The organism is Cellulomonas sp. B6, from assembly GCF_001462455.1.
Classification (GTDB): Bacteria; Actinomycetota; Actinomycetes; order Actinomycetales; family Cellulomonadaceae; genus Cellulomonas.
The window spans coordinates 78440-97975 of record NZ_LNTD01000072.1 but is presented as its reverse complement, the minus strand read 5'-3'; the positions used below and the strand labels follow the sequence as shown (position 1 = coordinate 97975).

Sequence of the window (19536 nt, the reverse complement as noted above, 5' to 3'; positions counted from 1 at the left end):
GCCGCGACGGGCTCGCGCGACACGAGCTGCACGGCGAGGCCGTCCGGCCACTCCCGCACGACGCGCGCCTCCCGCACGCCCGGCACGTCGAGCACCGCGTCCCGCAGGCCGACCGTGTCCAGGCGCGGCAGCGGCGTGCCCGCGCGCTCGGCGACCACCGCGAGCACCTGGTCGACCGCGACCACGGTCCCCGCGCCCGTCACCTCGACCTTCGTGGGGTCGAGCGCCAGCACGGGCGACACGAGCAGCAGCCACGCCAGACCACCGACGCCCAGCACGCCGCCCGCCGTGAGCAGGACCTGCCGACGCGCGAGGTTGCGGCGTGCCCGCGCGCGCTCGGCGAACCGCTCGCGCGACGTCGTCGAGACGACCGCCGGTCGCACCGGCCCGGTGAAACCGCCGGTGGTGTACGTGGTGACCGTCCGGGTCGGCCCGGTCGGGGGCTCCGAGCCGCGGGTCCGCGCGCCGCCCGGCTCCTCGGCGTCGGGCGCGAGACGGTCCGCCCGCGGACGCACGGGGCGCGGCGGCACGTCGGGACGCGCGCGGTCACGCACCGGGCGTGCGCCGTCGGCGGCGGGCGCGTCGCCGCGGCCGGCCGGCGTCGCGCGCGGCGACCGGGCCGCCGGTGCACCGACGCGCGTCGGCGTGGTGTCGGGCGACTCGTCCGTCGCGGGTGGTGCGGCGGGCCGGTCGGGGCGACCGGGCGCGCGCCGCGGCGTCGCCGGCCGCGACGCCGCCGGGCGTCGTGGCGTCGGCGGACGCTGGGGGCTCACGGCCGTGCACCACCCGGGAGGTCGTCGGCGGGGTCCTCGCGCGTCGCCCGCGCCGCGAGGTCGGCCAGCACGACCGGGCCGAGATCGGTGACGTCGCCCGCCCCGACCGTGAGCAGCAGGTCGCCGGGTCGGGCGAGCGCCGCGGCCGCGTGCGCCGCGTCCACCCGGCCCGGGACGAACACGGCCTTGCCGGGCGTGGGCACGTGGTCGACGACGAGGGCGCCCGTCACGCTCGGGTCCGGGTCCTCGCGCGCGGCGTAGACGTCCGTCACGACGACCGCGTCGGCGAGGTCGAACGCCGCGCCGAACTCGCGCGCGAACGTCCGCGTGCGGGAGAACAGGTGGGGCTGGAACAGCGCGACCACCCGGCCGCCGCCCGCGACCTGGCGCGCGGCGCGCAGCAGCGCGGCCACCTCGGTCGGGTGGTGGGCGTAGTCGTCGACCACCCGCACGCCGTCGGCCGTGCCCCGGTCCTCGAACCTCCGCCCCGTCCCGACGAAGTCGTCGAGGCCCGCGGCCGCGGCCTCGCCGGCGACGCCCAGGCGCCGCAGCGCGCACCACGCGGCGGCGGCGTCGAGCGCCAGGTGCGCACCCGCCACGCGCAGGTGCAGCGTCACCGCGGGCTCGTCGCGCGGCGTCAGCTCGACGCGCCACCGACCGTCGCCGGTCGGCGTGCTCTCCCCCACGCGCACGTCGGCGTCCGCGGCCGTGCCGAACGTGCGCACCGCGACGCCACGCGCCGCGAGCCGCTCCCGCACGGCGTCGACCAGGCGCACCGCGCCGTCGTCGTCGGCGCACACGACGAGCAGACCGCCGTCGCGCACGCGGTCCGCGAACCGCTCGAACGCGGCCTCGAAGCGCTCACGCGTGCCGTAGTGGTCCAGGTGGTCGGGCTCGACGTTCAGCACCACCGCCACGAGCGGCTCGTACGCGAGGAACGACCCGTCGGACTCGTCGGCCTCGGCGACGAACGGGCCGTCGCCGTGCCGCGCACCACCCAGCGTGCCGGCGGTCGCCCGCACGACCCCGCCGATCGCGAAGGACGGGTCGGCACCGGCGTGCACGAGGGCCGCCGCGACCATGCCCGAGGTCGTGGTCTTGCCGTGCGCGCCCGCCACCGCGACCGCGTCGCGGTCCGCCATGAGCGCGGCGAGCGCCTCGGAGCGGTGCAGCACCGGGACGCCCCGCTCGCGCGCCCGGACGACCTCCGGGTTGGTGTCCCGCACAGCCGAGGACACCACGAGGGTGTCGACGTCCTCGACGTGCGCCGCGTCGTGACCGACGTGCACCGTCACGCCCGCGGCGCGCAGCCCGGCGAGGGCCGGGCCGTCGTGCGCGTCGGAGCCGCTGACCCGCAGGCCGCGAGCCGCGAGCAGCGGCGCGATCGCGGACATGCCGGCGCCGCCGACCCCCACGAGGTGGACGCGTCCGAGGTCGGCCAGCGCCACGGGACCGCGCTCCCCCGGGTCGGCGACCGCGGGTGCGGGCCGCGAGGTGGTCGGCGCCACGACCGGCGTCGCGGCCGCGACCACGTGCGGCGGCAGCTGGGCCTCGACGAGGTCGGCGACGCGCGCGGACGCGTCCGGCACGCCGGCCGCCGCCGCGGCGGCGCCCATGCGCTCACGCGTCGCGGCCGCCTCGCCGCCGCCGAGCAGCTCCGGGACGTGAGCGGCGACCCACCCGCTCGTGAGGTCGCGGTCGTCGACCAGGACGCCACCGCCGGCGGCGACGATCCCCGCCGCGTTGAGCCGCTGCTCGCCGTTGCCGATGGGCAGCGGCACGTAGACGGCCGGCAGGCCGAGCGCGGCGAGCTCGCAGACCGTGCCGGCGCCCGCGCGACCGACGACGACGTCCGCGACCGCCAGCGCACGCTCCATCGCGGTGAGGTACTCGACCACGTGGTACCGCTCGGCCCCGGGCACGCCGGTCAGCGCGGCGCGGACCTCGTCCGCCTTGCCGCGGCCGGTGAGGTGGAGCACCTGCGCGCCCGTCGCCAGGAGCGCCGTCGCCGCACCGGCGACCGCACGGTTGACGCTCACCGCACCGCTCGACCCGCCCGTGACGAGGAGGGTGGTGAGCGCCGGGTCGAGGTCGAGGGCCGCGGCGCCCGCGCGGCGCGCCGCGTCGGGGTCGCTCGCGCGCGCGACGAGCAGGTCCTGCACGGCCGTGCGCAGCGGCAGCCCCGTGACCTGTGCGCCCGGGAGGGCCGTCGTCGGGAAGGTCACCGCGACCGCGGCGGCCCAGCGTGCGCCGAGCCGGTTCGCGATGCCCGGGCGCGCGTTCTGCTCGTGCACGACGACCGGCAGCCCGCGACGCCGCGCGGCGAGGTAGGCGGGCGTCGCGACGTAGCCGCCGAAGCCGACGACGACCTGCGCGTCGACCGCGTCGATCGCGTCCTCGGCCGCGCGGACCGCGGCGCGCAGGCGGCCGGGCAGGCGCAGCCAGTCCGGCGTGGGACGGCGCGGCAGCGGCACGCGCGGCACGACGTGCAGGTCGTACCCGTGCTCGGGCACGAGCCGCGCCTCGAGACCCTCCGCGGTCCCGAGGACGCCGAACCGCCCGTGCGGGTGCCGGCGACGCAGCTCGTCGGCGACCGCGAGCAGCGGGTTGACGTGCCCGGCGGTACCACCGCCGGCCAGCAGGACGCCGGCCTCAGCCACGGGTGCGCCCGATCACCGCGAGCGAGCGGCGCACGACCGACGGGCGCGCGGCCAGCGCCTCGGCGGCGCCCGGCTCGGTGCGGGCGAACGACAGCAGCATGCCCAGGGCGGCCATGGTCATGATGAGTGCGGAACCTCCGGCGGAGACGAGCGGCAGCGGCACGCCGATGACGGGCAGCAGACCGATGACGACGGCGATGTTGATGACGGCCTGCCCGATGACCCACGCGAACACCGCCGCCGTGGCGATCTTGACGAACGGGTCGGTGTGGCGCCGCATGATGCGCACCATCGCGAACGCGAGCAGCGCGAAGAGCGCGAGCACGAGCAGCGTCCCGACCAGGCCGAGCTCCTCGCCGAGGATCGCGAAGATGAAGTCGTTGTGGGCGGCGGGCAGGTACGACCACTTCTCGGCGCTCTGGCCGAGGCCGACGCCGCTCCAGCCGCCCGTGGCCAGTCCCCACGCCGCGTGCTGCGTCTGGTAGCACTCGTTGGTCACGTCGCAGTCGGCGGAGAGCCACGCCGTGATGCGGTTGACCCGGTTCGGGCTCGTGATGGCCAGCACGGCGACCCCCGCCGCGGCGAGGATCCCCGCGACCCCGAAGATCCGCAGCGGGACGCCCGCGACGAACATCGCCCCCGCGACGAGCAGGACCATGACCATCGCCGTGCCGAGGTCGTGCCCCAGCAGGACGGCGCCGATCGCGACGCCGGCGACCGGCACCACCGGCACCAGCGCGTGCTTCCACTCGTGGATCAGCCGCAGCTTGCGCGAGAGCACGGCCGCGAGCCAGACCACCAGGGCGAGCTTCACGGCCTCCGAGGGCTGGGCGCTGAAACCCGGGACGCACACCCAGTTCCGGTTGCCGCCGGACCCGCACCCCAGGCCCGGCACGAACACCAGCATCTGGAAGGCGATGCCCGCGACGAGGGCGGGCCACGCCGCGGACCGCAGCACCCGGACCGGCAGCCGCGACATCACCAGGAGCACCGGCAGGCCCATGAGCGCGTACTGCGCCTGGCTGAAGAACACCGCGTAGGGCGACTTGCCCGCCGCGAGGGACTCCACGCTCGAGCTCGACAGCACCATGACGAGGCCGATGGCCGCGAGCAGCAGCGTCGCACCGAGCAGCACGTAGTAGCTCGTGACCGCGGAGTTCCACGTCCCGAGGAACGCGGGCTCGCGGGCCTCGGGCGTCCCGCCGGGAGGTGTCACGGCCGGCGTGGGCGCCGTGCGGGGACGCGCGGTCGGCGGCGTGCTCACGGCGCGCCGTCCGCGAGCCGCTCCTGCCCGGCCTCGGCGAGCGCACGCACGGCCGCGGCGAACGCGTCGCCCCGAGCGGCGTAGGACGTGAACTGGTCCATCGACGCGCACGCCGGGGCGAGCAGGACGGTCGTCGGCAGCCCGGCGGGCGCACCGGCGGCGAGCCGACGCGCTGCGGTCACGGCGCGGTCCATCACCGGTTCAGTGTCACCGGCGTCGACCTCGACGACCGGGACGTCGGGCGCGTGTCGGGCGAGCGCGTCCCGCAGCGGCGCGCGGTCGACGCCGACGAGCACGACGCCGCGCAGCCGGTCGCGCCGGTCGCGCACGAGGTCGTCGAACGCGGCACCCTTGGCGAGCCCGCCCGCGACCCACACCACGGACGCCGGCTCGAACGCCGCGAGCGAGGCCGACGCGGCGTGCGCGTTCGTGGCCTTGGAGTCGTCGACGTACGCGACGCCGTCGACGCGTCCGACCGTGACGATCCGGTGCGCGCCCGGCGCGAACGCCCGCAGCCCGTCCCGCACGTGCCCCGGCTCGACGCCGTGCGCGAGCGCGAGGGCCGCGGCCGCCAGGGCGTTGCGCACGACGTGCGGCGGCACGACGCCGCCGGGCCCGGCGAGCTCCGCGAGGTCGGCCAGGGTGCCCAGCTCGGCGGCGTGCGTGTGGCGCAGGCGCGCGAAGCCGCGGTCCACGAGCACGTCGTCCACGAGCCCGAGCTGCCCGACGCCGGGCGTCCCGAGCGTGAAGCCCACCGCGACGCAGCCGTCGACGACGTCGGCCTCGCGCACGAGCTCCTCGGTGACGGGCTGCGTCGCGTCGTAGACGCACGCGACCTGCGCGCGCTCGTAGACGCGTCCCTTGTCCGCCGCGTACGCCGTCATCGAGCCGTGCCAGTCCAGGTGGTCGGGCGCGACGTTGAGCACGGCCGCCGCCTGCGCCGACATCGAGTGCGTGTGGTGCAGCTGGAAGCTCGAGAGCTCGACGGCCAGCACGTCGAGCGTCGGGTCGGTCGCCGCCAGCACGACGGGCGTGCCGACGTTGCCGACCGCGGCCGTGTGCCGGCCCGCGGCACGCAGGATCGACTCGAGCATGCCGACCGTCGTCGTCTTGCCGTTGGTTCCGGTCACGGCGAGCCAGGGCGCGGGCTCGCCGACGCCGTCGCGGGCGACGCGGACCTGCCAGGCCAGCTCGACCTCGCTCCACACGGGCACGTCCCGCTCGCGCGCGGCGACCAGCAGCGCGTGGTGCGGGGGCAGCCCGGGCGACACGACGACGAGGTCGGCACCCGCGAGACCGTCGGCGACGAGCGCGGCGACGTCACGGACGTCCGCCTCGGGCGCACGGTCGTCGTACGTCACGACGTGCGCCCCGCGGTCGGCCAGGACCTGCGCCGCCGCCCTGCCGGAGACCCCGAGGCCCGCGACGAGGACCGTGCGGCCGTCGAACCGTGCGTCCACCTACTGCGCCACCCACTCCGCGTAGAAGATGCCGACCCCGAGCGCCACGAAGAGGCCGGCGATGATCCAGAACCTGATGACGATCGTCACCTCGCCCCACCCCGACAGCTCGAAGTGGTGGTGCAGCGGTGCCATCTTGAACACCCGCTTGCCGGTCATCTTGAAGAAGCCGATCTGGATGACGTCCGACAGCACGATGAGCACGAACAGGCCGCCGATGATCGCGCCGAGGATCTCGGTGCGGGTGAGGATGGTCAGTGCTGCCAGCGCGCCACCCAGCGCGAGCGAGCCCGTGTCACCCATGAAGATCTTGGCGGGGCTCGCGTTCCACCACAGGAACCCGAACAGCGCGCCGGTGATGGCTGCGGCGACCACCGCGAGGTCGAGGGGGTCGCGCGTCTCGTAGCACCGTGGCCCGGCGGACAGGATGGCCTGGCAGCTCTGGTTGAACTGCCACACGCCCACCAGGACGTAGGCACCGAAGACGATGAGCGAGACGCCTGTCGCGAGACCGTCCAGGCCGTCGGTGAGGTTCACCGCGTTGGACCACGCCGTGATGAGGAAGTTGGCCCAGATCACGAACAGCACGAGGCCGACGGTGACGCCCGCGAACGCGAGGTCCAGGTTCGTGTCGCGGATGAACGAGATCCGCGTCGAGGCCGGCGTGCGGAACTGCCCGTTGGGGAACTGCAGCGCGAGCACCGAGAACACGACGCCGACGACGCCCTGCCCCACGATCTTCCACAGCGGCGACAGGCCGAGCGACCGTTGCCGCGAGATCTTGATGAAGTCGTCGAGGAACCCGACGACGCCCAGCCCCGTCATGAGGAACAGCGCGAGCAGCGCCGACGCGCTCGGGCGCGTCCCGGTCAGCAGCAGGCCGAGCGCCCAGCCGACCAGCGTCGCGCCGATGATGACGACGCCGCCCATCGTGGGCGTGCCGCGCTTGGTGAAGTGCGCGGTCGGCCCGTCCTGCCGGATGAACTGGCCGTACTGCCGACGGACCAGGAACCGGATGAACAGCGGCGTGCCGAGCAGCGCGAGCAGCATCGAGATGCCGCCCGAGATGAGGACGGCCCTCATGCGTCGGCCCCCGTGAGGATGTCGCCGAGACGCCACAGGCCCGCGTCGTACGACGACTTCACGAGCACGACGTCGCCGGCGCGCAGCTCGTCGGCGAGGAACGCGGCGGCCGCGTCGACGTCGTCGGCCAGCACGACCTCGTCACCCCACGACCCCTCGTGGTTGGCGCCGTCACGGATCGCCCGCGCGCGCTCCCCCACCACGACCGTCAGACCGATGTTGAGCCGCACGACGAGCCGCCCGATCGCGTCGTGCGCCGCGCGGTGCTCGTCGCCGAGCTCGCGCATCTCCCCCAGCACCGCGACGGACCGACGCTCACGGCCCGCGATGACCGCGAGGGCCTTGAGCGCCGCACGCATCGAGTCCGGGTTCGCGTTGTACGAGTCGTCGACGACCGTCACGCCGTCGGCCCGGTCGACCACGTGCATGCGGTGCGGCGACAGCGCGTCCGCGGCCGACAGGCCCGCGACGACGTCGTCGAGGTCGAGACCGAGCGCGAGCGCGGCGGCCGCGGACGCGAGCGCGTTGTGCACGTGGTGCTCGCCCACGAGCCGCAGGTCCACGCGCCGCTCCTGCGCGCCGTGCACACCCGCGTGCACGAGCGTGAACGACGCGCGCCCGACCGCGTCCAGACGCACGTCGGCCGCGCGGACCTGCGCGTCGGGGGCCACGCCGAACAGCACGACCGGCCCGGGCGCCTGCGCCGACATGGCGCGCACCCGGTGGTCGTCGGCGTTGAGGACCGCGGTGCCGCCCGGCACGAGGCCCGCGACGATCTCCGCCTTGGCGCGCGCGACGCCCTCGACCGTCCCGCCGAAGCCGCCGAGGTGGGCGTGCCCGACGAGCAGCACGACCGCCACGTCGGGCGGGGCGACGTCCGTGAGGTACGTGAGGTGCCCCGGACCGCTCGCGCCCATCTCGAGGACCAGGAACCGCGTCGACTCGTCGGCGCGCAGCACGGTCAGCGGCAGGCCGATCTCGTTGTTGAACGAGCGCACCGGTGCGACCGTCGGACCGGCCGCGCCGCACAGCTGCGCCAGGAGGTCCTTGGTCGTGGTCTTGCCAACCGAGCCGGTGACGCCCAGCACCTGCAGACCGCTGCCGCCGGGAGCGGCCGCGGCCTCGCGCAGGCGCACCAGCACGTCACGCGCGAGGTCGCCCAGCGCGCGCTCGACGTCCGGGACCACGACGCACGGCACGCCGTCGAGCGGGCGCGCGGCGAGCACGAGCGCCGCACCGGCCTCGACCGCGGCGTGGGCGTAGTCGTGCCCGTCGACGTGCTCGCCGGGCAGCGCGACGAACAGCCCGCCGGGCAGGACCTCGCGCGAGTCGATCACGACGGGACCGGTGACCACCTGACCGGGCGCGACGCCCGCGGGCGCACCGCCCGTCGCGGCGGCGATCTCGGCGACGGTGAGCGCGATCACGCGTGCTGCTCCCGGCACTCGGCGCGCACGGCGAGGAACACGTCACGGTCGTTGTAGCGGTGGAACACCCCGGCGATCTCCTGGGTCGGTTCGTGGCCCTTGCCCGTGACGATCACGGTGTCGTCCGGGCCTGCCAGACGAAGGGCGTCGCGGATGGCCTGCGCGCGGCTGGTCGCCTCGTGCACGTCGGCCAGGTCGGGGCGCACGTCGCGCACGCCCTCGAGGATGGCGGCGCGGATGGACGCGGGGTCCTCCGAGCGCGGGTTCTCGTCGGTGACGACGAGCACGTCGGCCAGGCGCGCGCCCACCTGCCCCATGATGGGCCGCTTGCCGCGGTCGCGGTCGCCGTCCGAGCCGTAGACCAGCACGAGACGGCCAGGCGTGATGGGGCGCACCGCCTCGAGCGCGAGCGTCAGCGCGTCGGGCGTGTGCGCGTAGTCGACGAGGCACAGGGGCAGGCCCTCGCCGCGCTCGACCACGCGCTCCATGCGCCCGGGGATCGCGTGCGCCTGCCCGACCGCGGCGATCGCGACGTCGAGCGGCACGCCGGAGGCGTGCGCGAGCACGACGGCCAGCGCCGCGTTGGAGACGTTGACGAGTCCGGGCAGCGGGCTGTGGGCCTCGTGGACGCGCCCGTCCGGACCGCGCAGCGAGAACCGCGACCCGACGCCGTCGAGACCGACGTCGGCGTCGACGACCACCCAGTCGGCACCCGCGCACACGGGCGTGCCGGGACGCGTCGCGACGCTCTCCACGGGGATCGGCGACTCCTCCGCGAGCCGCTGGCCCCACGCGTCGTCGACCACGACGACGCCACGGCGCGCCTGCTCGGGCGAGAACAGCCGCGCCTTGTCGCGGAAGTAGCCCTCCATGTCGCCGTGGAAGTCGAGGTGGTCGCGCTGCAGGTTGCTGAAGCCCACGACGTCGAACCGTGTGCCCAGCACGCGGCCGAGAGCGAGGGCGTGCGACGACACCTCGGTGGTCAGCGCGCTGGCACCGCGCTCGAGCGCGAGCGCCAGCAGCGACTGCAGCACCGGCGCCTCGACGGTCGTGCGGGGGCTCTCGACGGCGTCGTCGCCCACGCGCAGCTCGACCGTGCCGAGCACCGCGGTCACCGGGTGCACGGCGCGCAGCGCGGCGTCCACGAAGTACGTCGTCGTCGTCTTGCCGTTCGTGCCCGTCACGCCGACGGTCACGAGCCGCTCACCGGGGTCGCCCAGCGCCCACGCGGCCACGGGGCCGGCCAGCAGACGGGGGTCCTCGGACAGCAGCACCGGCGTGCCGGTCGGCACCAGCGCGGCGCCGTCGTCGTCGGTCAGCACGGCCACGGCCCCGCGAGCGACCGCGTCGGCGGCGAACCGGGCGCCGTGCACCTTCAGGCCCGGGACCGCGACGAACACGTCGCCCGGCTCCACGTCGCCGCTCGCCATGGACACACCCGTGAAGGTGGTCCCGGCGGGGTCGCTGCCGGTGGTCCGCAGCGCGAACGCCGCGACGAGGTCGTCGACCCTGCGGACCGGCGGGTGCTCAGGGCGCAGCCGGCCCAGGGGGGACGTCATGGGGAGGAATCTACCCCGGCCGGTCACTCCCACGTCGCCGGGTACAGCGTGGGGGCGGTGCCCGACGGGGCGATCCCCAGCTGGCGCAGCGCGTAGCCGGTGACGTCCGCGAAGACCGGCGCGGCCACCGTCCCGCCGTACGTCGAGGTGCGCGGGTTGTGCAGGATCACGGCCGTGACGACCTGCGGGTCGTCGACCGGCGCGACCCCGATGAACGAGGACGTGTAGCCGCTCGGGTTGAAGCGCTGCGCGGTGCCGGTCTTGCCCGCGACGCGGTAGCCGGGGATCGCGGCGTTGCCGCCGGTCCCGTCGTCGACGACGCTCTCCATCATCGACAGCACGCTCGCGGCCGTCTGCTCCGAGACGACGCGCGTGGCCTCGGGCGCCGGCTTCTCCTGGAACGTGCCGTCCTGGTCGGTGTACCCGGCGACCATGTGCGGCGGGACGCGCACGCCGCCGTTGGCGATCGTGGCGAAGACGCTCGCGGCCTGCAGCGCGTTGACCGACACGGCCTGGCCGAACATGACCGCGTACTCGTCGCGACCCTGCCACTTGTCGGGCGTGCGCAGGCTGCCGGCCGTCTCGCCGGGCATCTCGATGCCGGTGCGCTGGCCGAACCCGAACCTGCTCATGTAGTCGTACCGCTGCTGCTTGGACAGCCGCTGCCCGAACTCGACGGTCCCCACGTTCGACGACTCGGCGAAGATCCCGGTGGCCGTGAGCTTGAGCACGGGGTGGTCGTGCGAGTCCTTGATGGTCTCGCCCTGCGGCGTCTGCCACCGGTCGGCGACCTCGAACCGCTCGGTCGGCTGCACCAGCCCCTCCTCCAGCGCGGCCGCCATCGTCACGACCTTGCTGGTGGAGCCCGGTTCGAACGGGTCGGCGACGCTGCGCGAGAGCGCCCCCGCCGCGGCGTCCCCGGGCGCGTTGGGGTCGAACGGCGTCGAGTCCGCGAGCGCGAGCACGCGCCCGTCCTTGGACATCACGACGACCGTCCCGCCCTCGGCACCCGTCGCGGCGACCTGGTTGCGCAGCGCCTCCTCGGCCTTCCACTGCAGGTCGGAGTCGAGCGTGAGCCGCACGGACCGGCCGTCGCGCGCGGGGGTCTGCTCGTTGACGCCGCCCGGCAGCGGCTGCCCGCCGCGCCCGCGCTCGAAGCTCTCCTTCCCCGCGGTGCCCACGAGCTGGTCGTTGAGGGTGTACTCCAACCCTTGCAGCCCGACGCCCTCGGAGTTGACGAAGCCGACGATGTTCCCCGCGACGGCCCCCTTGGGGTACACACGCTCCGCGACGCGCCGGACGGTGATCCCGTCCAGCCGCAGCGCGCGGATCTCGCGAGCGATCTCGGGCAGCACGTCGTTGGCGACGACGAGCCACCCACGGTCACCCACCAGACGACCGCCGAGCTCGGCGGCGCTCATGCCGAGCAGCGGCGCGAGCTGCTGCGCGACGCCCGCGGCACCGTCCATCGCGTCGGTCGTGCCGCGAGCGCGGTACTGCGCCACGAGGCGCTGGTTCACCTCGACCTCGTAGCGCTCGACCGACGACGCGAGCACGACGCCGTGGGCGTCGGTGATCGCCCCGCGCTCCCCGATCGTCGAGACCGTGGTCATGCGCTTGCCCCGCGCCTCCGCCGCGAGCTCGGGACCCGCGACGCCCTGCACGTAGACGAGTCGGCCCACGAACACGGACAGCACGAGCGCGAACACCACGACGAGCGCGACCACGCGACCACGCGACGCGACGACGGTCCGTGGGGCCGGCGGGTCCTGCGGAGGACGCCCGCCGGCGCGGACCGAGCCCGTCGCCGGGCGCGCCGCGACGCCGCCGGTCCGGGTCGACCGCACCGCGTCGGGCCGGCGGCGCGGGACGGTCGTGCTGCGCTCGCTCACGCCGCCCACCGTGCCACGCGGTGCGCGCCGGTCCGCCGCGACGCGCGGGACCGCCGCACCACCACGGGCGTGGGGTACGCGCCGGACGCGGGGGGACTCCCCCCGGGCGCGGGTGGTCATCCGGCGGCGGGTGCGGGGGCTCCCTGGACGCTGCCGTCCGCGAGCCGGAGCCACCCGGTGCCGTTGGCCTCGACCATGCCCAGTCCGCGCGCGGCCTGCGCCAGCTGCGTCGGCGACGACTTCGCGTCGAGCTGGGCCACGAGGTCCATGCGGTCCTGGCGGAGCTGGCCGAGCTCGTTCGACAGCTCGTACCGCTCGAACGCGAGCGAGGCGACCTGCGTGTTGAGCAGCAGGGCCGCCAGCAGCGCACCGCCCAGCACCGCCATGCAGGCCAGTACGAACGGCACACGGGACCGCGCCTGCGCGGGCGCGCGGACGACGCGCAGCCGCGGCGGGGGCGCCGCCGCGGGACGTGCGGGCTGTGGGTACGCACGGGCCGCGCCGGTGCGGGCGGCGGCCAGGGGCAGGGCGCTCATGCGGCTCTCCTCGGGGTGCGCAGGTGGTCGGGGGTGGGACGCAGCCGCTCGGCGGCGCGCAGGCGGACGGACTGGGAACGCGGGTTGCGGGCGAGCTCGGCGTCGTCCGCCTCCTCCGCGCCGCGGGTCAGCAGACGCAGGTAGGGCGCGTGGGTCGCGGGCTCGACCGGCAGGTCGGGCGGCGCGCTCGACGTGGCGCCCGCGGCGAGCGCGCGCTTGACGAGCCGGTCCTCGAGCGACTGGTACGACTCGACGACGATCCGACCGCCGACGGCGAGCGCCTCGACCGACGCCGGCAGCGCGCGCTCGAGCGCGGCGAGCTCGCCGTTGACCTCGATGCGCAGCGCCTGGAACGTGCGCTTGGCCGGGTGGCCGCCCGTGCGTCGCGTGGCCGCGGGCACGCCGGCGCGCACGACGTCGACGAGCTCGGACGTGCGCGTCAGCGGCTGCTGCTCGCGGCGGCGCACGACGCCCCGGGCGATCCGTGCGGCGAAGCGCTCCTCGCCGTACTCGCGCAGGACCCGCGCGATCGCGCGCTCGTCGTACGTGTTGAGCACGTCGGCCGCGGTGGCCCCGGTGGTGGGGTCCATGCGCATGTCGAGCGGTGCGTCGTGGGCGTAGGCGAAGCCCCGGTCCGCCTCGTCGAGCTGCAGCGACGACACGCCGAGGTCCATGAGGACGCCCTGCACCGCGGGGACGCCGAGGTCGTCGAGCACGTCCCGGATCTCGTCGTAGACGGCGTGGACGCCGGTGAACCGGTCGCCGAACGGCGCGAGCCGGTCCGACGCGAGCGCGAGCGCCTGGGGGTCGCGGTCGATGCCGATCACCCGCACGTGCTCGAACGCCCGCAGGACGCCCTCGGTGTGGCCGCCCATGCCGAGGGTGGAGTCGACCATCACGGCACCCGGCTCGCTCAGCGCGGGGGCGAGCAGGTCGAGGCAGCGCTGCAGCAGGACCGGCGTGTGCCGGCTCGCGGCCTCGTGCTGCTCGTCCATCTGCCCTCCCCTGCGGGTCTCGGTCGTGCCGGTCTCGGTCCTGCGCGTCGGTGGTGCTCGTCGTGCTGGTGGATGGCCGGACGGTCCCTCCTCCGTCCGGCCAGATCCCCCACCGACCCTCTGGCGCCGGGGAAGTGGCGTCAGAGCGGACGGGAGGAGGTCTCGTCGGGCGGAGCAGCGGTCGTGCGGCGGTCGTGCGGTCGTCGTCGTGGGTCGGGCTAGAAGGGGCCGTTCGGGAAGACCTCCTCGGTGGTGTCGGCGTACCCGGCCTCCTGCTCGGCCAGGTACGTCTCCCAGGCCTGCAGGTCCCAGATCTCGACGCGGGTGCCGGTGCCGATGACCGCGACGTCCCGGTCGAGACCCGCGTAGGTGCGCAGCATCGGCGGGATCGAGATGCGGCCCTGCTTGTCGGGCTGCTCGTCGCTGGCGCCGGACAGGAACACGCGCAGGTAGTCGCGGGCCTGCTTGCTCGTGACCGGCGCGGTGCGCAGCTGGTCGTGCATGCGGCGGAACTCGTCCATCGGGAGCACGAAGAGGCAGCGCTCCTGCCCGCGGGTCATCACGAGCCCACCGGCCAGCTGCGGCCGGAACTTGGCCGGGAGGATGAGCCGCCCCTTGTCGTCCAGGCGCGGCGTGTACGTCCCGAGGAAGGGCGCGAAGGAGCCGAAGGCGCCGGACGACTCATACGACACCTCACTCCCCTCCCGATCGCCCCGACCCGTGTGGACCATCCCCGGCGCGGTCCTCGCGGAGCGTGCGCGGCGGCGGCCAGGGCCGGTTCCCCCCAGCCCTCACCACGTGCCTCCACGGTACTCCACTTCCCTCCACCCGCATCTTCTGATACCGCCAAGTTCACCCGTTCGATCGGCGTCGTCGCAGGTCAGAGCGGTGGTGCAGAGTGGAGGGCGCGATCTGCCAGGAAGAGCGCCACGGCCACGTCGCGCCCGGACGAACCAGTGCGAACGACGGCAATCCGGCACGCCGAGAGGCCCACACGCGCCGACGAGGTGCGCACGGGGAGCCACCGTGGGGGGAAGTGGGGGGGGCGCCCGCCGCGCCCCGCCACCCGCGCCCGACCCGCGCGGACGGGTGAGGTCCGCCCGCCAAGCCCGCCCGCACGCCCTGCGCGATGCGTACGCTCGTCCCAGTCCGACGAGGGAGCCGCACACATGTCGTCACTGCCGACACCGGACGAGCTCGCCGGGCTCGTCGCCGTCACCACCCGCCTGCGCACGAGCATCGAGTCCGTCGTCACGGGCCGACCCGAGCTGGTGCGCACGTCGCTGGCGGTCCTGCTGGCCGAGGGGCACCTGCTCCTCGAGGACGTCCCCGGGGTCGGCAAGACCACGCTCGCCAAGGCGATCGCGCGCAGCATCGACGCCCAGGTCGGCCGCATCCAGTTCACGCCCGACCTGCTCCCGAGCGACCTCACGGGCGTCAACATCTTCCGCGCGCAGACGCACGAGTTCGAGTTCCGGCCGGGCCCGGTCTTCGCGCACGTCGTGATCGGCGACGAGATCAACCGCGCGTCACCCAAGACGCAGTCCGCGCTGCTCGAGTGCATGCAGGAGGCGCAGGCCACCGTCGACGGCCGGTCGTACCCGCTCCCCCGCCCGTTCCTGGTCGTCGCGACGCAGAACCCGGTCGAGATGGAAGGCACCTACCCGCTGCCCGAGGCGCAGCGCGACCGCTTCATGGCGCGCCTGACGGTCGGGTACCCGAGCGTCGAGGCCGAGCTCGACATGCTCGACGCGCAGGAGCTCGCCGACCCGCTCGCGCGCCTGCGGCCCGTCACCGACGCCGCCGAGATCCAGCGCTGCATCGACGTCGCGCGCCGGCTGCACGCGGCCCCCTCCGTCAAGCGGTACGTCGTGGACCTCGTGACGGCGTCGCGTTCCGACCCGGGCCTGCGGCTGGGCGCGTCCCCGCGCGCCGCGATCCAGCTGCTGCGTGCCGCGAAGTCCGCCGCGGCCATGGCGGGCCGCGACCACGTGCTGCCCGACGACGTGCAGGAGCTCGCCGTCGCCGTCCTCGCGCACCGGTTGCTCCCGAGCACCGAGTCCCGCCTCGCCGGCCGCACGACGCAGGACGTCGTCGCCGGCATCGTCGCCCGGACGCCGCTGCCGACGGTCGAGCCCGCCGTGCACGCACGGCGGACGTCGGGCTGATGCGCCTGCGCCCGACGCCGCGCGGCTGGGCGCTCGCCGCGGCCGGGGTCGTCGCGCTGCAGGTCGGCATCGGCCTCGGCTCGCTCGACCTCGTGCGGATCGGGCTCCTGCTGCTCGCGCTGCCGCTCGTCGCGCTCGTCGTCGCGCTCACGCTGGACGCCACCCGCGGCCGGCGCGGCCTGGACGTGCGTCGCGTCGTGACGCCCGACCCGGTGCACGCCGGGCAGGAGGCCGACGTGCGCGTCGAGATCCGCGCGACCGACCGGGCCGGTCGCGCCCGGCTCGCAGGGCTGCGGTTCTCGGAGCAGGCGGCCGTCGAGCTGTCGGGCGGTCGCGCGCTGCGGGCGCGCGTCGTGCGGCACGCCGACCGCGCCACCGTGCGCTACCCCGTGCGCGCCACCCAGCGTGGGCGCTGGCCGCTGGGGCCGCTCGTCGTGACGCGCACCGACACGTTCGGCGTCGTGCGCTCCCGCCGGACCCTGGGCGAGGAGTCCCAGGTGGCGGTGTGGCCCGCGGTGGCGACCCTGCCTGCGCCGTCCGACGTCCTGGTCGGCGAGCCCGACCGCGTCGCGCTGGGTGCGCGGACGCCGTCGACGGACGACGCGAACCTGCGCGACTACCGCGAGGGCGACGACCTGCGTCGCGTCCACTGGCGCTCGAGCGCCCGGCGCGGCTCGCTGCTCGTGCGCTCCGACGAGCGTGCGGGCATGCGGCCCGTCACCGTGCTGCTGGACCTGCCCGTCCGTGCGAGCTCGGCCGAGTGGACGATCTCGCTCGCGGCCTCGATGGCCCTGGCGATGCTCGACAACGGCCACCCGGTGCGACTGGCGGGCGCCGGGATCTCGACCGGCGACCGGCCGGGTGCCTCCCCGTTCGTCCACGCCCGCAGCGGCCCCGAGTCGCGGGCCGCCCTCCTGGACCTCACGCTCGACCTGGCCCCCGCGCGCTCGGCGGCCGAGGGCGAGTCGGCGCTGCTCGACGCGGTCCGGGTGCTCGGCACCCATCACAGCGCGGGCGAGATCGTGCTCGCGGTGCTGGGCCCGCTGACGGCCTCGGCGCGCGGCGCGCTCGCGCACCTGGGCGACCAGGCGCAGGCGTGGGCGGTCGTGCGGGAGGACGCGCGCCACACCGGTGACGCGCGCGACACGCACGTCACCGCGACCGCGCTGCAGCGCGCCGGGTGGCGCACCGCGCGCGCCGGCAGCGGCGAGGACCTGCTGGCGTGCTGGACGCGCCTGCTGGGGAGCGCACGATGACGCCGGCGCCGGAGCAGGGGGTGCGCGCGCTCCTCGGGTCCGCGCTGGGCGTGCTGGCGACCTGGGCCGCGCTCCTGGCCCTCACCGGGCTCATCGCCGGGACGCGCTGGTTCGTCGTGGCGGCGACCGCGGTGCTCGTCGTCGGCGCGACGACCGCGCTCGCGCGCGCCGTGACACGGCGCTGGTGGGTGCCGACGCTCGTGGGCACGCTCGTGGCGCTCCTCGGGCTCGTGCTGCGCTACGGCGCGCCGCCCGGGCGCCCGCAGTTCCTGCCCGACCTCGACGCCGTGGGACGCGCGTGGGCGACCGCGCGTCAGGGCGTGACGGTGGTCAACGACTCGTTCGTGCCGATGCCCGACATCCGGCCCGGCGAGATGCTGGTCGTGATCGGTGCGGTCGCGGTCGTGCTGCTGGTCGACGCCGCGGTGCTCGCGCTGCGCGTCCCCGCGCTCAGCGGCGTGCCGCTGCTCGCGCTGTGGGTGCCGGCGGTCGTCCTCGGGTTCCCGGCCGGCGCGGCCGCGGTGTTCTGGACGGCGACCGCCTATCTCGCGCTGCTCGCCTACGGCGCCGCGCCGCTGCACGTGCGGGCAGGTCGGGCCCGGCGCGCCGTGGTCGCGGTCGGCACGGCCGCGTCGCTGGGCGGCCTGACGGTCGTGGCGGGGCCGCCGCTCATGGCCGCGCCCGGGTGGGCGAGCGTCTCCCTGCCGTCGTTCGGGTCCGGGCCGGTCGGCCCGCTCGAGCTGAGCGACGACCTGGACCTGCGCGACAGCCTGGGTCAACGCTCGTCGCAGGTGGTCCTGACGTACCGCGTCGTGGACCCCCTCGCCCCCGCGCCGGGCGCGGACGCCGAGGACGCGACCTCGTCGGACGCCCCGCAGGACGACGTCGCGGCGGACGACGCGCCGTCCGACGACGGGGTGGGCGACGACGGGGTGGGCGACGACCCGGTGGGCGACGACCCGGACGACGCGGCCGGCGGGGACGCGAGCGCTGACGGCGCGAGCGACGAGACGACGTCCGGGACCTCGTCGCCGAGCGTGGACGCACGCCTCGTCGGACCGCTCCGGGCCTTCACGCTCGCGACGTTCGACGGCCGCCTGTGGGAGCGCACGGACAGCGACCGCCTCACCGACTGGGACCCGGCGCTCCTGCTCTCCTCCGACCCGGCGCTGCGCGGCCTGCCGCCGTCGTCCGGGCCGGGCACCCTCGCGCTGGTCGACGTCGAGGTGGGGGCGCTGCGCGAGCGGCGCCTGCCGATGAGCACGTTCGCGCGCACGCTCGCGGTCGAGGGCTCGTGGGCGTACGACGAGCAGCGCGACGAGGTGGTCGGTCAGCGACCGACACGGTCGGGCCTGACCTACCAGATGCAGGTGCAGGTGCCCGCGCTGAGCGCCGCCGACCTGCGCGACGCACGCGTCGGGGTGCCCGAGGACGCCGGGCTGTACACGGCCGTGCCCGACACCGAGCACCGCGACGACATCGCCGCGCTCGCCGCCGAGGTCACGGCCGGCGCGTCCGGACCCTACGAGCAGGCGCTCGCCCTCCAGACGTGGCTGCGGTCCGTCGCGAACTTCACGTACGACACCCGGGTGCCGCCGGCCCGCTCGTCCGACGCCGTGTGGGACTTCCTCGAGGACCGCCGCGGCTACTGCGTGCAGTTCGCCACGGCGATGGCGATGATGTCGCGCACGCTGGACATCCCCTCACGCGTCGGCGTGGGGTTCCTGCCGGGCGAGCGCACGCGCGACGACACGTACGTCGTGACCGGCCGGCTCGCGCACGCGTGGCCCGAGCTGTACTTCGAGGGCCAGGGGTGGGTGCGGTTCGAGCCGACCCCCGCGTCGCAGACCGGCCCCCCGCCCGTGTGGGCCGACCCGTTCGCGGCGTCCACGGCGAGCGACCAGACCCCGGACGACGACATCGCCGCCGCCCAGCCGGGCGGCGCACCGTCGACGGCTCCGAGCCCTCCGTCGACGAGCGCGGCGTCGCCCGACCCGCAGGAGCGGTCCTCCGTGCTGCCGGTGGCGCTCACGGTGTCGGCGGGCGCCGTCCTGCTCCTCGGTGCGGTCGCGGTCGCGTTGCTCGCGCGGCGTCGCGGGAGGTCGGCGACGTCGCCGGAGCACGCGTGGACGCTGCTGCGCCGGGACCTCGCCCGGTCGGATCTGCGCTGGTCCGACGCGGTCACCCCCCGGGGGGCGGTCCGCGAGGTCCAGGACGCCCTGTCCCGCCGCTGCGGCGCGGCACTCGAGGGGCGTCCGCTCGCCGCGCTCGAGGACCTGGCACGGGCGGTCGAGATGAGCCGCTACGCGCCGACGCCGCCGAGCGTCGGGACGACCGTCCTCGACGACTGGCGGCAGAGCGTGCGCGCGGGCGTCGCGGAGGTCCTTGCCGCCCCGCGCGCCGGTGAGCGGGTCGCCACGTCCTAGGCGACCTCGGTCCTCGCGGGTCGACCGGGCGTGCGCG

The 19536-nt window shown here is 75.9% G+C and carries 14 protein-coding genes; 3 read left to right on the top strand and 11 right to left on the bottom strand.

The genetic code is table 11. The annotated features are described in order from the left end of the window. The 11 genes from ATM99_RS06535 to mraZ form a co-directional block, all read right to left on the bottom strand. Positions 1–773 (bottom strand): cell division protein FtsQ/DivIB (locus tag ATM99_RS06535; RefSeq protein WP_223304832.1); only part of this gene is annotated, 773 nt, incomplete at its 3' end. Beyond that, positions 770–3433 carry a UDP-N-acetylmuramate--L-alanine ligase gene (murC, locus tag ATM99_RS19910; RefSeq protein WP_062102098.1) on the bottom strand — a complete coding sequence of 888 codons (2664 nt, stop codon included), beginning with the start codon at positions 3431–3433 and terminating at the stop codon, positions 770–772. The genes ATM99_RS06535 and murC, both read right to left, overlap by 4 nt. Beyond that, positions 3426–4697 carry a putative lipid II flippase FtsW gene (gene ftsW, locus ATM99_RS06525; protein ID WP_082659352.1) on the bottom strand — a complete coding sequence of 424 codons (1272 nt, stop codon included), beginning with the start codon at positions 4695–4697 and terminating at the stop codon, positions 3426–3428. The genes murC and ftsW overlap by 8 nt, the downstream gene beginning before the upstream one ends. After that, complete coding sequence (gene murD, locus ATM99_RS06520) at positions 4694–6157, bottom strand: UDP-N-acetylmuramoyl-L-alanine--D-glutamate ligase (protein WP_062102097.1); 1464 nt, start codon at positions 6155–6157, stop codon at positions 4694–4696. The genes ftsW and murD overlap by 4 nt, the downstream gene beginning before the upstream one ends. Continuing rightward, positions 6158–7240, bottom strand: a complete 1083-nt coding sequence (gene mraY, locus ATM99_RS06515; protein ID WP_062102096.1) for a phospho-N-acetylmuramoyl-pentapeptide-transferase — start codon at positions 7238–7240, stop codon at positions 6158–6160. Beyond that, positions 7237–8667, bottom strand: a complete 1431-nt coding sequence (murF, locus tag ATM99_RS06510; RefSeq protein ID WP_062102116.1) for a UDP-N-acetylmuramoyl-tripeptide--D-alanyl-D-alanine ligase — start codon at positions 8665–8667, stop codon at positions 7237–7239. The genes mraY and murF overlap by 4 nt, the downstream gene beginning before the upstream one ends. Beyond that, positions 8664–10226: a UDP-N-acetylmuramoyl-L-alanyl-D-glutamate--2,6-diaminopimelate ligase gene (locus ATM99_RS06505; protein ID WP_062102095.1), complete on the bottom strand. Its 1563-nt coding sequence runs from the start codon at positions 10224–10226 to the stop codon at positions 8664–8666. The genes murF and ATM99_RS06505 overlap by 4 nt, the downstream gene beginning before the upstream one ends. A gap of 23 nt (positions 10227–10249) precedes the next feature. Next, positions 10250–12118 carry a penicillin-binding protein 2 gene (locus ATM99_RS06500; RefSeq protein WP_223304831.1) on the bottom strand — a complete coding sequence of 623 codons (1869 nt, stop codon included), beginning with the start codon at positions 12116–12118 and terminating at the stop codon, positions 10250–10252. A gap of 116 nt (positions 12119–12234) precedes the next feature. Then, on the bottom strand, positions 12235–12654 hold the full coding sequence (locus ATM99_RS06495) for a hypothetical protein (protein WP_062102094.1): 420 nt from the start codon (positions 12652–12654) through the stop codon (positions 12235–12237). After that, a complete protein-coding gene (gene rsmH / locus ATM99_RS06490; RefSeq protein ID WP_062102093.1) occupies positions 12651–13649 on the bottom strand; it encodes a 16S rRNA (cytosine(1402)-N(4))-methyltransferase RsmH in 999 nt (332 codons plus the stop codon). The genes ATM99_RS06495 and rsmH overlap by 4 nt, the downstream gene beginning before the upstream one ends. A gap of 218 nt (positions 13650–13867) precedes the next feature. Beyond that, entirely contained in the window at positions 13868–14341 is a 474-nt protein-coding gene (mraZ, locus tag ATM99_RS06485; protein ID WP_046528177.1) for a division/cell wall cluster transcriptional repressor MraZ, read from the bottom strand. A gap of 477 nt (positions 14342–14818) precedes the next feature. Between mraZ and ATM99_RS06480 the strand changes: the two genes are divergently transcribed. The 3 genes from ATM99_RS06480 to ATM99_RS06470 are packed head-to-tail and all read left to right on the top strand — an operon-like array spanning position 14819 to position 19499. Further along, the gene (locus ATM99_RS06480) at positions 14819–15817 is read left to right on the top strand and encodes a MoxR family ATPase (RefSeq protein ID WP_062102092.1); all 999 of its coding nucleotides are present in this window, start codon (positions 14819–14821) and stop codon (positions 15815–15817) included. After that, positions 15817–17073 (top strand): DUF58 domain-containing protein, encoded by a 1257-nt coding sequence (locus ATM99_RS06475; protein WP_062102091.1) that lies wholly within the window; start codon positions 15817–15819, stop codon positions 17071–17073. The genes ATM99_RS06480 and ATM99_RS06475 overlap by 1 nt, the downstream gene beginning before the upstream one ends. Beyond that, a complete protein-coding gene (locus ATM99_RS06470) occupies positions 17070–19499 on the top strand; it encodes a DUF3488 and transglutaminase-like domain-containing protein (RefSeq protein WP_150118174.1) in 2430 nt (809 codons plus the stop codon). The genes ATM99_RS06475 and ATM99_RS06470 overlap by 4 nt, the downstream gene beginning before the upstream one ends. Positions 19500–19536: the final 37 nt, after the last annotated feature.